General features: G+C 36.1%; 17 protein-coding genes. 13 read left to right on the top strand and 4 right to left on the bottom strand.

What is annotated here, in order from left to right; translation table 11 throughout:
* Positions 1 to 482 precede the first annotated feature (482 nt).
* From HUS24_RS06225 to HUS24_RS06255, 7 genes are all read left to right on the top strand, one after another.
* Entirely contained in the window at positions 483 to 1,067 is a 585-nt protein-coding gene (locus HUS24_RS06225; protein WP_217424339.1) for an aminodeoxychorismate/anthranilate synthase component II, read from the top strand.
* A 5-nt stretch (positions 1,068 to 1,072) separates the two neighbouring features.
* On the top strand, positions 1,073 to 2,119 hold the full coding sequence (gene trpD / locus HUS24_RS06230; protein ID WP_173911199.1) for an anthranilate phosphoribosyltransferase: 1,047 nt from the start codon (positions 1,073 to 1,075) through the stop codon (positions 2,117 to 2,119).
* Between the two features lie 18 nt (positions 2,120 to 2,137).
* Positions 2,138 to 2,944 carry an indole-3-glycerol phosphate synthase TrpC gene (gene trpC, locus HUS24_RS06235; RefSeq protein ID WP_173911413.1) on the top strand — a complete coding sequence of 269 codons (807 nt, stop codon included), beginning with the start codon at positions 2,138 to 2,140 and terminating at the stop codon, positions 2,942 to 2,944.
* Positions 2,945 to 3,072: 128 nt separating this feature from the next.
* Entirely contained in the window at positions 3,073 to 3,558 is a 486-nt protein-coding gene (locus HUS24_RS06240) for a hypothetical protein (protein ID WP_173911200.1), read from the top strand.
* Positions 3,559 to 3,690: 132 nt separating this feature from the next.
* The gene (locus HUS24_RS06245; RefSeq protein ID WP_173911201.1) at positions 3,691 to 4,386 is read left to right on the top strand and encodes a Smr/MutS family protein; all 696 of its coding nucleotides are present in this window, start codon (positions 3,691 to 3,693) and stop codon (positions 4,384 to 4,386) included.
* Positions 4,387 to 4,476: 90 nt separating this feature from the next.
* Positions 4,477 to 5,025, top strand: a complete 549-nt coding sequence (folE, locus tag HUS24_RS06250; protein WP_173911414.1) for a GTP cyclohydrolase I FolE — start codon at positions 4,477 to 4,479, stop codon at positions 5,023 to 5,025.
* Between the two features lie 54 nt (positions 5,026 to 5,079).
* The gene (locus HUS24_RS06255; protein WP_173911202.1) at positions 5,080 to 5,439 is read left to right on the top strand and encodes a cupin domain-containing protein; all 360 of its coding nucleotides are present in this window, start codon (positions 5,080 to 5,082) and stop codon (positions 5,437 to 5,439) included.
* A gap of 241 nt (positions 5,440 to 5,680) precedes the next feature.
* Here HUS24_RS06255 and rhlB read toward each other — a convergent pair whose 3' ends face one another.
* Positions 5,681 to 6,832 carry an ATP-dependent RNA helicase RhlB gene (gene rhlB / locus HUS24_RS06260; protein ID WP_173911203.1) on the bottom strand — a complete coding sequence of 384 codons (1,152 nt, stop codon included), beginning with the start codon at positions 6,830 to 6,832 and terminating at the stop codon, positions 5,681 to 5,683.
* 120 nt (positions 6,833 to 6,952) lie between these two features.
* Positions 6,953 to 7,165: a cold-shock protein gene (locus HUS24_RS06265; protein ID WP_004822370.1), complete on the bottom strand. Its 213-nt coding sequence runs from the start codon at positions 7,163 to 7,165 to the stop codon at positions 6,953 to 6,955.
* Positions 7,166 to 7,557: 392 nt separating this feature from the next.
* Here HUS24_RS06265 and HUS24_RS06270 point away from each other — a divergent pair, with 392 nt between their 5' ends.
* From HUS24_RS06270 to HUS24_RS06295, 6 genes are all read left to right on the top strand, one after another.
* The gene (locus tag HUS24_RS06270) at positions 7,558 to 7,797 is read left to right on the top strand and encodes a sulfurtransferase TusA family protein (RefSeq protein WP_173911415.1); all 240 of its coding nucleotides are present in this window, start codon (positions 7,558 to 7,560) and stop codon (positions 7,795 to 7,797) included.
* Between the two features lie 162 nt (positions 7,798 to 7,959).
* Positions 7,960 to 8,829: an RNA polymerase sigma factor RpoH gene (gene rpoH, locus HUS24_RS06275; protein WP_173911204.1), complete on the top strand. Its 870-nt coding sequence runs from the start codon at positions 7,960 to 7,962 to the stop codon at positions 8,827 to 8,829.
* Positions 8,830 to 8,974: 145 nt separating this feature from the next.
* Complete coding sequence (locus HUS24_RS06280; protein ID WP_173911205.1) at positions 8,975 to 9,340, top strand: DUF423 domain-containing protein; 366 nt, start codon at positions 8,975 to 8,977, stop codon at positions 9,338 to 9,340.
* Between the two features lie 37 nt (positions 9,341 to 9,377).
* Positions 9,378 to 9,575 (top strand): sulfur carrier protein ThiS, encoded by a 198-nt coding sequence (thiS, locus tag HUS24_RS06285; protein ID WP_173911206.1) that lies wholly within the window; start codon positions 9,378 to 9,380, stop codon positions 9,573 to 9,575.
* Between the two features lie 14 nt (positions 9,576 to 9,589).
* Positions 9,590 to 10,375: a thiazole synthase gene (locus tag HUS24_RS06290; RefSeq protein WP_173911207.1), complete on the top strand. Its 786-nt coding sequence runs from the start codon at positions 9,590 to 9,592 to the stop codon at positions 10,373 to 10,375.
* Between the two features lie 93 nt (positions 10,376 to 10,468).
* Positions 10,469 to 11,134, top strand: coding sequence for a hypothetical protein (locus HUS24_RS06295; RefSeq protein ID WP_173911208.1), 666 nt, complete (start codon positions 10,469 to 10,471; stop codon positions 11,132 to 11,134).
* Positions 11,135 to 11,180: 46 nt separating this feature from the next.
* Here HUS24_RS06295 and HUS24_RS06300 read toward each other — a convergent pair whose 3' ends face one another.
* Together HUS24_RS06300 and HUS24_RS06305 are read right to left on the bottom strand one after the other, a co-directional pair.
* Positions 11,181 to 11,792, bottom strand: coding sequence for a glutathione binding-like protein (locus tag HUS24_RS06300; RefSeq protein WP_173911209.1), 612 nt, complete (start codon positions 11,790 to 11,792; stop codon positions 11,181 to 11,183).
* A 410-nt stretch (positions 11,793 to 12,202) separates the two neighbouring features.
* Positions 12,203 to 12,505 carry a YbdD/YjiX family protein gene (locus HUS24_RS06305; protein WP_173911210.1) on the bottom strand — a complete coding sequence of 101 codons (303 nt, stop codon included), beginning with the start codon at positions 12,503 to 12,505 and terminating at the stop codon, positions 12,203 to 12,205.
* Between the last annotated feature and the right edge of the window lie 13 nt (positions 12,506 to 12,518).

The following is a 12,518-nucleotide window of genomic DNA, read 5'->3' on the forward strand; positions in this document are numbered from 1 at the left end:
TATTTACATAATTTTAGACCACTGACTATCAAATTTTAGACTATTTTTAAACCAGTAAAATTTAAAAAAGATATTTAAAATTCATAAAATTATTATTTATAAATTTATACATTTGTATTTTAAACTTTAGTACTAATTAATTAGATTCCATATTGTTTTTTATTTAACACCATTAAATGCATTATTAAATTTAATTAAAAAATTATTATATTTCATTCGATTTATATCATTTTATAGCGAATATAAACAGATATATACATCAAATTAATTCTATTTAGTTTATTGATATATTTAATAAAAAAACTCACTTAGTAAGCTTAAAAATAGTTAAACAGTGAACAAACTTTTTTGCTATGATGAGCCTCTGCTTGTGAGTTGTAGCCATTATACGGGTGTTTTTAGGAAAATTACCGTTCCACGACTCAATAAGTGTTTTCGGACAATAAGCATATTTAATGCATAGATTTTAATAGGTTAAGCTTATGCTTCTGATGATCGACAATTATGACAGCTTTACTTACAACATCGTCCAATATTTTGGCGAGTTAAACCAAGAAGTGAAAGTCGTCCGTAACGATGCCGTGACATTAGAGGATATTGAGCGATGGCAACCAAAGTATTTAGTCATTGGGCCTGGACCTTGTTCTCCATCTGAAGCAGGTATTTCTATTGCTACCATTCAGCATTTTGCAGGGAAAATACCATTGCTTGGGGTGTGTTTAGGACATCAATCCATTGGTCAGGCATTTGGTGGGGATATTATTCGTGCTAAAACCGTAATGCATGGCCGTTTATCGGACATGTACCATAGTGATACGGGTATTTTTAGTCATCTTCCATCGCCTTTTTCAGCAACGCGCTATCATTCTTTAGTGATTGATCAAGCAACTTTGCCTGAATGCTTGGATGTGACCTGTTGGACCAATCAAGCGGATGGTTCAATTGAAGAGATTATGGGCGTGAAACATAAGACACTTGCTGTAGAAGGCGTGCAGTTCCACCCTGAATCGATCTTGAGTCAACATGGTCACCAAATCTTTAAAAACTTTTTAGAAATTTATGCGTAGTCAAAATGAATATTCAACAAGCTTTAAATAACATCACAAAAAATATCGAACTCACTCAACCGCAAATGGAACAAGTGATGCGTACCATCATGAATGGTGAAGCCACAGATGCCCAAATTGGTGCATTTATGATGGGGCTTCGCCTAAAAGGTGAAAGTATTGATGAAATCACGGCTGCTGCACGGGTGATGCGTGAGTTAGCCATTAAAATTGATGTCAGCGATTTACCTCATTTGGTCGATATTGTCGGTACCGGTGGTGATGGTCAAAATCTATTTAATGTCTCCACTGCTTCAAGTTTTGTGATTGCTGCTGCGGGTGCAACCATTGCTAAACATGGTGGTCGTGGCGTGTCATCTAAATCTGGTTCATCTGATCTGCTTGAACAGGCAGGCATTCACCTCGACTTAAACATGCAACAAACTGAACGTTGTATTCGAGAAATGGGCGTTGGTTTCCTATTTGCACCCAATCACCATAAAGCCATGAAATATGCTGCTGCGCCACGGAAAGAGTTAGGTTTCCGTAGTATTTTTAATTTACTTGGCCCGCTTACGAATCCGGCTGGAGTAAAACGTTTTGTGATTGGAGTATTTTCTACAGAATTATGTCGCCCGATGGCAGAAGTACTCAAACAACTCGGTGCTGAGCATGTCTTAGTGGTGCATTCTAAAGATGGCTTAGACGAAATCAGTCTTGCATCATCAACCTATGTTGCTGAACTCAAAGACGGTGAAATCACTGAATGGGAAATTCAACCTGAAGAAGTAGATATCGAATCACAAACTTTAACAGGTCTTTCTGTTGATAGTGCTGCTGAAAGTTTAGCTTTAATAAAAGATGCCTTAGGCAAAAATAAATCTGCCAAAGGTGAAAAAGCAGCAAGTATGATTGCACTCAATGCTGGTGCAGGGATCTATGTTTCTGGTTTAACCAAAACCTATAAACAAGGTGTGGCTTTGGCACATGACATTATCTATGGTGGTCAAGCTTTAGAAAAAATGGGTGTCTTATCCGAGTTTACCAAAACTTTGAAAGCATACGAAATATAAGAATGAGAGGAAATGAGCATGGTTGATATTGCCAACACCATTTTAGGTAAAATTGTTGATCATAAACACCAAGAATTTGCTACTCGTTTAAAGCAACGCAGTTTAAAAGATGTGGAAGAACTTGCACAGGCGGCAACACCTGTACGTGGTTTTGCGCAATCTTTGCAAAGTAAGCGCCCTGCTGTAATTGCTGAAATTAAAAAAGCATCTCCATCGAAAGGTGTGATTCGTGAAAACTTTAATCCTGCTGAAATCGCTGAACAATATGAACAAGCAGGTGCTGCATGTTTATCGGTTTTGACGGATATTGATTTTTTCCAAGGTGCAGATGAGAACATTCAGATTGCACGTCGTCATTGCAAGCTTCCTGCGCTACGTAAAGACTTTTTAATTGATCCATATGGCGTGATCGAAGCACGTGCTTTACATGCAGATTGTATTTTATTGATTGTGGCATGTTTGTCAGATCAGCAACTTGAAGAAATGTCAAAAACTGCTTTTGAGCAAAATTTAGATGTTTTGGTTGAGGTACATGATGAAGATGAGTTGGATCGTGCTTTAAAATTGTCTGATCGTTGTTTGTTAGGCGTAAATAATCGTAATTTAAAAACCTTTGATGTGGATTTAGATACTTCATTCCGTTTGAAAAAATTACTCGATCCATCACGTTTACTAATTACTGAAAGTGGTATTGCAACGCCGGATGATGTTCGCAAAATGCAAGAGCATGATATTCATGCCTTCTTGGTCGGTGAGAGCTTTATGAAACAACCTCGCCCTGATCATGCATTTACTGAATTGTTTGGTGTGCCTGAGCAAGTTTAATTTCATTTATGATACTTAAGCCCGATCTATGGATTGGGCTTGTTTAAAAAATGCATTCATATTGAGTTTACTTCACAACACATTTTTGGATGAAATATTAAAATAAGTACAAATTAGATGTGATCAGCATGAATGAAATTGAAAAAATTTTATTAAGATGTCAATTAACATTGGGTTTGAAAACTACTGATGATATTGAACAATGGGCTATTAACACCTTGTCAAAAGATGAATCTAACCAGCTTGCTTTAGACTTATGTTTTCTTGCTAATTCAGAACAAATATTACATTATTTTCATGTATTGCATAAAAACTACGATATAGACGAAAATCTTAAAAAAATTATTATTTATAATGAGCTAAATACATATACTACACAACTTATTCAACACAATCAGGCACAGCAATACACATGGGATGCAGCCCAAAAAATCTTTGATCTAGCGAACTTCATTGAAGATGATGACTTGTATGATTTTGTGAACCACTACGATGATGAGTTTCATCTTGCACAGCAAGGTATCTCATTATTAGCATCTGATGAAATATTTCCAATTTTTATTAAAGAACTCAAAAAATGGTTAGATGCTAAACTTTTAAATAATACTATTTAAAAGTATTTAATCTTAGTTCTCCGCCACATTTAAAAGCTTAAGAGATAGCATGAACCCAATTCAGTTCAATTTTCATTAATTTCAGACTATAATTATCAGCAAATCCCTTATTAATCCTGTTTTTTAGCAATTATGAGTAAATCTGATTCTTCATTTTCAAAATCTCAACTTGATTTATTAAAGCAGTTCAAAAAACAAATTTCTCAACATCAACCTACAAAAGCGGCAGCCCAACCTGAGCCTAAGAAAAACTCTAATCTCCCTTCAGAAGATTTAGATGATGTTGATTTATTTAAAAAAGCCTTACAAGGGGTTAAAAAGATCGACAATGGCAATATTGCCAAAATCGAGTCTAGCTCTATTCGCAAAAAGCCTGATGCGAAAACCTTAGCCAAACGTGCTGCCGCAGAAGGTGCTTTTAAAGTAGAAAACACTGAACTTTCAGATACCCAAGCGATACTTAACCCTGTAGCAAGTCAAGCCAAATTAAGCTATCGCATAGCGACATTACAACACAAAGTATTTGAAGAGTTAAAAGCAGGCAATCTACGTTGGTATGAAGCGGTAGATCTGCATGGTTGTACTGTAGAAGAAGCACGCACAGCAGTATTACAAATCATCCAAATTGCCAAAGATGAAAACCAAAATGTCATCAAAATCGTTCATGGTAAAGGTCCAGAAGCCATTTTAAAAACATACGTGAATAGTTGGCTACGTCAACATCGTGATGTTTTGGCTTTTGTCAGTGCGCCAGAAAGTCAAGGCGGTACTGGTGCGGTTTTAGTCCTCCTAAAACGTGCTGAGAAAAATCCCAAATTTTCAAAATAATTGGTTTATGTTGTAGTAGGAAATATTTGCTATTTTTCTGTTACAATGCCCACCTTGTTCAATCAGTGTAAGTGAACACGTTCTATGTCTATGCAGCAATCATACGCTAATATTTTAACCGCCGTTGGCGAGGACTTAAGTCGTCCTGGTCTTAAAGATACACCTATGCGTGCTGCTAAAGCCTTTTCGTATTTAACTTCTGGATATAGCAAAAGCTTAGCAGAAGTCACGAACAATGCAGTTTTCCCATCAGATAATGATGAAATGGTGTTAGTGAAAAATATCGAATTTTATTCACTTTGCGAACATCATTTATTGCCTTTTTATGGACGTGTGCATATTGCTTATCTTCCTTCAGGCAATGTCTTAGGTTTGTCGAAATTTGCCCGAATTACTGAAATGTTTGCACGCCGTTTGCAAATTCAAGAGCAACTGACCAAGCAAATTGCTGATGCAGTAGCTGAAGTCACCCAAGCTCGTGGTGTTGCAGTTGTCATTGATTCTGCACACATGTGTATGATGATGCGTGGTGTTAGTAAACAAGAGTCTACAACTCGTACAGTTTCTTTTGTGGGGGATTTTAAAACCGATAAAGAAGCACGCCGTGAGTTCTTATTAGCAGTCCCTGAAGCACATTAATTTTATCAGCCTCAATTCAATTGGGGCTTTTTTATAGACAGAGCTTACACGATCATGACATCTCTTTATATTGCAGGACAAGGCTTAGCACAGCGTGAAACAGAAGTAGATTACCCGAAGCCTGAACGCTTAGTAAAAGGTAATCCAAAACGTCTTACCCAAAGTTTGTATGAACATCCCAACATGAACTGTGGCATTTGGCAATGTGAAGTCGGGGCTTGGAATATTGTATTTGCGGACAATAAACAAGAATTTTTTAATATTATTGAAGGCGTTGTTCGCATTCATCATGCAGAAAACGATTCATTTATCGAAGTTAAAGCGGGTGAAGCTGGCGTGATTCCACCCTCCTTTAGAGGAACTTTTGAGGTGGTTGAAGCGGTTAAAAAATATTTTGTGGTGGTAGAAGTCTAATTTTTAATACTGAAATAGAAACTCTTTTATTTAATTGTCTTTATTTCAACGTATAAACTTTGAAATACCACTCTATTTCTGACTTAACTTAGGTCTAATCAAATAATCATTCTGAAATATTACTTCTTTAAAACACAAAAAATTGAGCCATATTTAGCATAAGGCTCAATTTAATTCAGTAAATCATTTAAAATTTAGATCAATTCAAAAATAAAAGTTTTAAATTTCAAACTCTAAACAACTAGCAATACCCATCTAAACGGGTCAAAGGCAATTTTTGCCCAATCGCCTTTTCGATTTCAGGTAAATAAAAGGCATCATCTTCTGACAAGAAACTAATACTCACACCTTGAGTACCTGCGCGCCCTGTACGACCAATACGATGTACATAATCATCCGACTGTTCAGGTAAGGTATAGTTAATCACATGCGATACACCATCCACATGGATGCCACGACCTGCAACATCGGTTGCAATCATAATGTTATGTTGACCATTTTTAAATTGATCTAACATTTTTAAACGTTTGTCTTGTGCGATTTCACCCGATAACATCACTACTTTATAATGATCACGTTTTAAATGATCATAGAGCTTACGCACCTGATCACGACGATTAGCAAAAATCATCACTTTCTCAATCGGCTCATCATTTAAAATTTCGCGTAATAATTTATATTTATCCCGATTTTCAACCACATAAACACGTTGTTCTACATCGGCATTAGTTTTCTTTTCTGGCTCAATTTCAACAGTTACAGGTTCATACAGCCATTGTTGAGCCAAATTCAACACATCATAACTAAAAGTTGCAGAGAACAATAAAGTCTGACGTTGCTCTTTACGTGGTGAATAACGCACAATACGTTTCACGGATGGAATAAAGCCCATGTCCAACAAGCGGTCTGCTTCGTCAATGACTAAAAATTCAATCTGGTCTAACCAAACTTCTTTTTGCTCAGTAAAATCAATCAAGCGACCAGGTGTTGCCACTAAAATATCGACGACATTTTGATCTAGTTGCTTTTTCTGTTTATCAAAATCCACACCACCGACTAAAGTTAAAACATTCAAACCTGAAAATTTAACCAATTCACGCGCATCATTTTCAATCTGAATCGCAAGTTCACGTGTTGGTGCTAAAATTAAAGCACGTGGTTCACCACGAAAACGCTTTTCTTTAATAGGATTATTGAGCAAGTCATTAATAATACTGACTAAAAATGCAGCAGTCTTGCCTGTGCCTGTTTGCGCACGCCCAATGGCATCATGTCCAGCCAACGTATATTTCAATACTTTTTGTTGAATTGGGGTCATTTCTTTAAACCCTAAAGCATCAATTGCTTGCTTCAGTTGCGGATGTAAATTTAGGGTTTCGAAACCTGATGACATATATACGTGCTCTAACTATTAACGACTAAAATACAGCTATTATAAACAAAGACGACAAATAAACAAAAACGCCCCAATTCATTAAAATTGGAGCGTCACTTAAGTCTATAAACTTAAGAATTAGTCTAAAGGCTGAACTTCTTCAGCTTGAAAACCTTTTTGACCTTGAACAACGCTGAATTCAACACGTTGACCGTCACGTAGTGAACGGTGACCGTCGCCTTGAATTGCACGGAAATGAACGAATACATCGTCACCACCAGCACGTTGGATAAAGCCAAAACCTTTAGTATCATTGAACCATTTAACAACGCCTTGTTCACGAGCTGTCATAAGTTAATCCTCAGTTATTTAGAAAAAAGGACCACCCGGTGTTGCAAACAGCAGAGCAAACAAAGTTTAAAATATTTTTTTATTTCAAAGTTTGTAATCATTCTGTAAGACTATTAACAAAATCCCGGTTACATCCACTTGTAATAAAGGAGATTTTGTAGTTTTCACTACCCCATCTCTTAAAGTACGCAACGAGCTTAACATGGGTGAATCACAATTAATAGAATTTTTTTAGATAATTATGAGATAATTATTTCCACTTTTTTAAGTTTGAATGATCAATCTAAGTCAAAAGTGTTTTTTATACGTCTAAATAAATTAAAGCTTTGGGCTTGATGGTTTTCTTTGTTAAACTTAATTATTGTTTCTATATGAATGTTATTACTGAAAAAATGTCTGAAAATTTTGATTCAAGTTTGATCTGTATTGATGCAATAGGCAAACCTTGTCCTATGCCGCTCTTATTGCTCAAAAAACAACTTAAAAAGTTACAAATTAATCAGGACATTTTGTTAAAAGCGTCAGATCCACATAGTGAGATTGATATTTTACGTTATTGTGAGTTGCATCAGTTGCACTGCGAAATGACTCAAATCTCAACACATGAGTTGCATTTTTTAATTAAAACTTAAGTTTCTTGATTTTTAATTCATAAAGATTCAGTATTTTGCGTTAATACTTGTATAATCGAATAAAAGTTTACATTTCTATACCCAATTTTCCTTAATTATAAATGCAAAAGCAATTAAGATGAAAGTCATGGTATTACCACTATTATCCTATAAGGAGAACTCATGAGTGACAGCAGCAATCAATTGATGCCCCTGTCCTTATCTGCGCCAGGTGTAAATCTGGGTGCTTATATCAGCACTGTTAACCAAATTCCTATTTTGACAGCTGAACAAGAAAAAGAGTTGGCTGAGCGTTATTTTTACGATCAAGATTTAGATGCAGCCAAAATGTTAGTGATGTCACACTTACGTTTTGTCGTTCATATTGCCCGTAGTTATGCAGGTTATGGCTTACCTCAAGGCGACCTTATTCAAGAAGGCAACTTGGGTTTAATGAAAGCTGTTAAACGTTTTGACCCAAATATGGGCGTGCGTTTAGTGTCTTTTGCAGTACATTGGATTAAAGCCGAAATTCATGAATACGTGATTCGTAACTGGCGTATTGTGAAAATCGCAACCACTAAAGCACAACGTAAACTATTTTTTAATTTACGTAGTTTAAAAAAATCAAGCAAAAAACTGACTTTAGAAGAAGCAAAATCGATTGCCAATGACTTAAATGTGACGCCTGAACAAGTCTTGGAAATGGAAGGTCGCTTGACGGCTTATGATGCTGCTTTTGAAGCACAAGGCGATGACGATGATGAAGGTTCAACGCATGTTGCACCTGCATTGTATCTTGAAGATAATCGTTATGATCCTGCTCGTTTGGTTGAAGAAGAAGATTACGAAGATCAAAGTACTTCAGCATTACATGATGCAATGGAACAACTGGATGATCGTTCTCGTAACATCTTACAACGCCGTTGGTTAGATGATGATAAATCTACCTTGCATGAGTTGGCTGCTGAATATAACGTGTCTGCGGAGCGTATTCGTCAGTTAGAGAAAAATGCGATGGAGAAAATTAAAGTCGCAATGTCATCAAATTAATTCTGTTTAAAATACAAAGGGCGATATGCCCTTTTATTTTGTTTAATTTTTATACTATTAGCAAACCATGAAGAGTATTTAAACCGCAATCCGATTTACAAATTATGTTAAGGTAATGTGCAAATTATTTGAGATGAGCTAGATTATGTGGATCGCAATCTCGGCACTGAATCTTGCTATTGCAGTCATGTTAGGAGCATTTGGCGCACATGGCTTAAAAGCACGTGCAAATGTAGAACAATTGGCTTGGTGGCAAACAGCAACTGACTATTTTTTCTATCATGCTTTAGGCTTACTTGCACTTGCGATACTCAGCAAAGTGATTCCTGCCCTACCGATAAAAACCAGTTTTATTCTTATTCAGATTGGGATTTTGTTCTTCTGTGGTTCACTCTATATCATGGCATTGGGCTTACCTCGAATCTTAGGTGCCATCACACCGATTGGTGGCGCACTGATGATCGCAGGTTGGTTAGTTTTGGCGTGGAATGCAGCCAAACATGCAAATTAAACACATCTCTTTGAAATAAAATAGATATGGATTTATCATGCAAATATTTTTAAATGGCGAAGCTCAGCATACTGCTTGTGAAAACCTATTGCAGCTAATTCAAGAACTTGAACTTGAAGGCAAACGTTTTGCGGTAGAAAAAAATGAAATGATTGTTTCCAAAAGTAAACTTGAGCAAACCCCGATCGCGGATCAAGATCGAATTGAAATTATTCAAGCTGTCGGTGGCGGCTAATTCGGAGCATACCCATGCAAGACTCTCCCCTTATTATCGGTTCTCGTACATTTAGTTCTCGCCTTTTGGTCGGAACAGGGAAATATAAAGATTTAAATGAAACAGATTTAGCTATTCAAGCCAGCGGCGCAGAAATCGTGACTGTGGCGATTCGCCGTGTCAATATCGGTCAAAATCCTGACCAACCCAATTTATTGTCAGTCATTCCACCTGAAAAATACACTATTTTGCCCAATACCGCAGGGTGTTTTGATGCCAATAGCGCTGTGCGTACCTGTATGTTGGCACGTGAGCTTCTAGATGGTCACAATTTAGTTAAACTCGAAGTTTTGGGTGATGAAAAGACACTTTATCCAAATGTCACTGCAACTTTAGATGCAGCAAGAACGCTCATTGACGATGGCTTTGAAGTGATGGTTTATACATCTGATGATCCAATCGTGGCGCAAGAACTTGAAAGTATGGGCTGCGTTGCTATTATGCCTTTAGGGAGTTTGATTGGTTCTGGTTTGGGAATTTTAAACCCGCACACAATTTCCATCATTAAAGAAAATGCTAAAGTTCCTGTATTGGTGGATGCAGGTGTAGGCACTGCCAGTGATGCAGCGATTGCAATGGAGTTGGGTTGTGATGGTGTACTGATGAATACTGCAATTGCCGCAGCACAACACCCTATTTTAATGGCATCTGCCATGAAAAAAGCTGTTGAAGCGGGTCGTGAAGCTTATCTTGCGGGTCGTATGCCACGTAAACGCATGGCAAATGCGAGTTCACCTGAAACAGGTTATTTCTTTAAGTGATGTGTTGATTTAATTTTGAAAAATGTATGAGGATTCTTCGGAATCCTTTTTTATGAGCTAAAATAATTAGATAAAAAATCAAGGTATAACAATATGAAAATCATTCCTTATTTTATTCTTATCTCATACTCCAGCTTGAGCTATGCAGATCAAGTCAATACACAATTACATAAAAATATTGCAGCTTTCATTCCACAACATTGGGAAATCATTTCTCAAGCACAAGGTGACTTAAACCAAGATGGTCAGACAGATACAGCAATCATCATTCAACCTAAAAACTTAAATAACCATGAACGAAAATTACTTATTTTCTTTAAATACAATAACTCATTGCAACAAAAAATAGTAAAGCCCATCCCTGATTGGTCATATCGAGATGAAGAAAACTGTATGGATGATGCGCTCTCAGGAGGTGGTGTTGAGATTAAACATGGCATTTTAGACCTTAGCTTTCATGATATGAACACTTGCTCTAACTGGTATGGACAAGCATGGACTTATCGTTTTAAATGGCAAAACTCCCAATTTAAACTCACAGGCTTTGAATATTGGTTTGTTAATAAAACAGATGGAAAAGCGACACGTCATAGTGGAAACTTTTTAACTCAAAAAATCAAAACCACGCTTTATAATGAATTTGATGATACCATTAAACCTAAAATTTCTTGGAAAAAATTAAGCCCAATTTCCCCGAATACTTTAGACAAAATTCAACTTGAACCAAGTGAAAACTTTTTAAAACAACTCATCAAATAAAAACAGCCTATGATTTATAGGCTGTTTATGTTCATACCATGATGTATTAAGGAATCAAACCTTCATCACGCATTGCAATTTGCACAGATTGACGCTCTGCAACCAAGTTGCGTAGCGCAACAATATTGGTAAATGGGGTTAAATCATGTCCAATCACATTTGACCAATTTGTTAATACAAATAAATAGGCGTCTGCAGGACCGAAACGATCATTCACAAGATAATCGTATTCCGACTCGCCCAAATAATCATCAATATATTGCAGCATCTTATCAATAGTTGCATAACCACGTTCTTTTTCTTCTTCAGAAACTTGTGGATTGAAAAATACAGCATATTCATCATGCAATTCAGAATTTAAATAGCCTAACCATTCCAAAACTTTTGCACGCCCTAAGCCCGATGGTGGGATTAAATCTTGTTTTGGATCGTGTTGAGCAATAAACGGAAGAACAGCAACGTTCTCAGTCAAAATTAAACCTGGATTAATCTCTAATGCTGGCACATAACCTTTAGGATTAATTTCATAATAATCTGCACCCTTTTCTGTTTGGTGCGTTTTTAAATCAACACGTTCTAAATCAAAATCTACATTAATTTCGTTCAATAAAATATGGGCTGCTAAAGAGCAAGCACCTGGAGAATAATACAACTTCATATCTAATCCTTGTTATATGGCTGTTTCAGTTTTAAAGGGCTTACCAAACAATTTCAAGTTTTAAAACGTGAAAATTGCAAATAAGCGTAAATTTTATAAATTCGGCTACACTTTGAATATTCAGTAAAATGAAGTTTTTTTCAAGTCAAAGTTTAGCGTATTCGACTAAACGCTGTTTTAACATACGTTTCTTTAAGCTTGATGAAATAGTTTAAATATGAATTATTAAAAAAGTTGAATGTTATTGTAAAACGCTAAATTAGCAAAGGCTCTAGACTAGAAAGTTTAGTCTCTATTTTATCCGATTTAATATTCTCAAAAATTAAATCCATTGAAAATCAATCACTTTTTTATTTTTATTACATAAAAAACGGCACTCAAAAGTACCGTTTTGGTTTTGCACATTTAAGTTAACATGGACATTTCTTTAAACCGCCTTTTGCCGATGGATAGCGAGCATCTACACAATAGCGATAAAAAGTTTTTGCATCCATTGCTTCTAAATCAGGATGATGTTTTTGCATATGTTCCAAATAATTTTGGTAATCAGGAACACCCACCATTAAACGAAAACTCTGCTGTAAACGCGTCCATAAAGTTGCGATTCGTGACCAATTCTTCGGATTAAAAATAATATCCTTTTGCGACATAATGGTCATCTTAATGATTTTATAAATCACCGTCTTACCACTTTTAGCAAATTTAAGATTCATGAGGCTCACCTCT

Source organism: Acinetobacter sp. Marseille-Q1618, from assembly GCF_902809855.1.
Lineage (GTDB): Bacteria > Pseudomonadota > Gammaproteobacteria > Pseudomonadales > Moraxellaceae > Acinetobacter.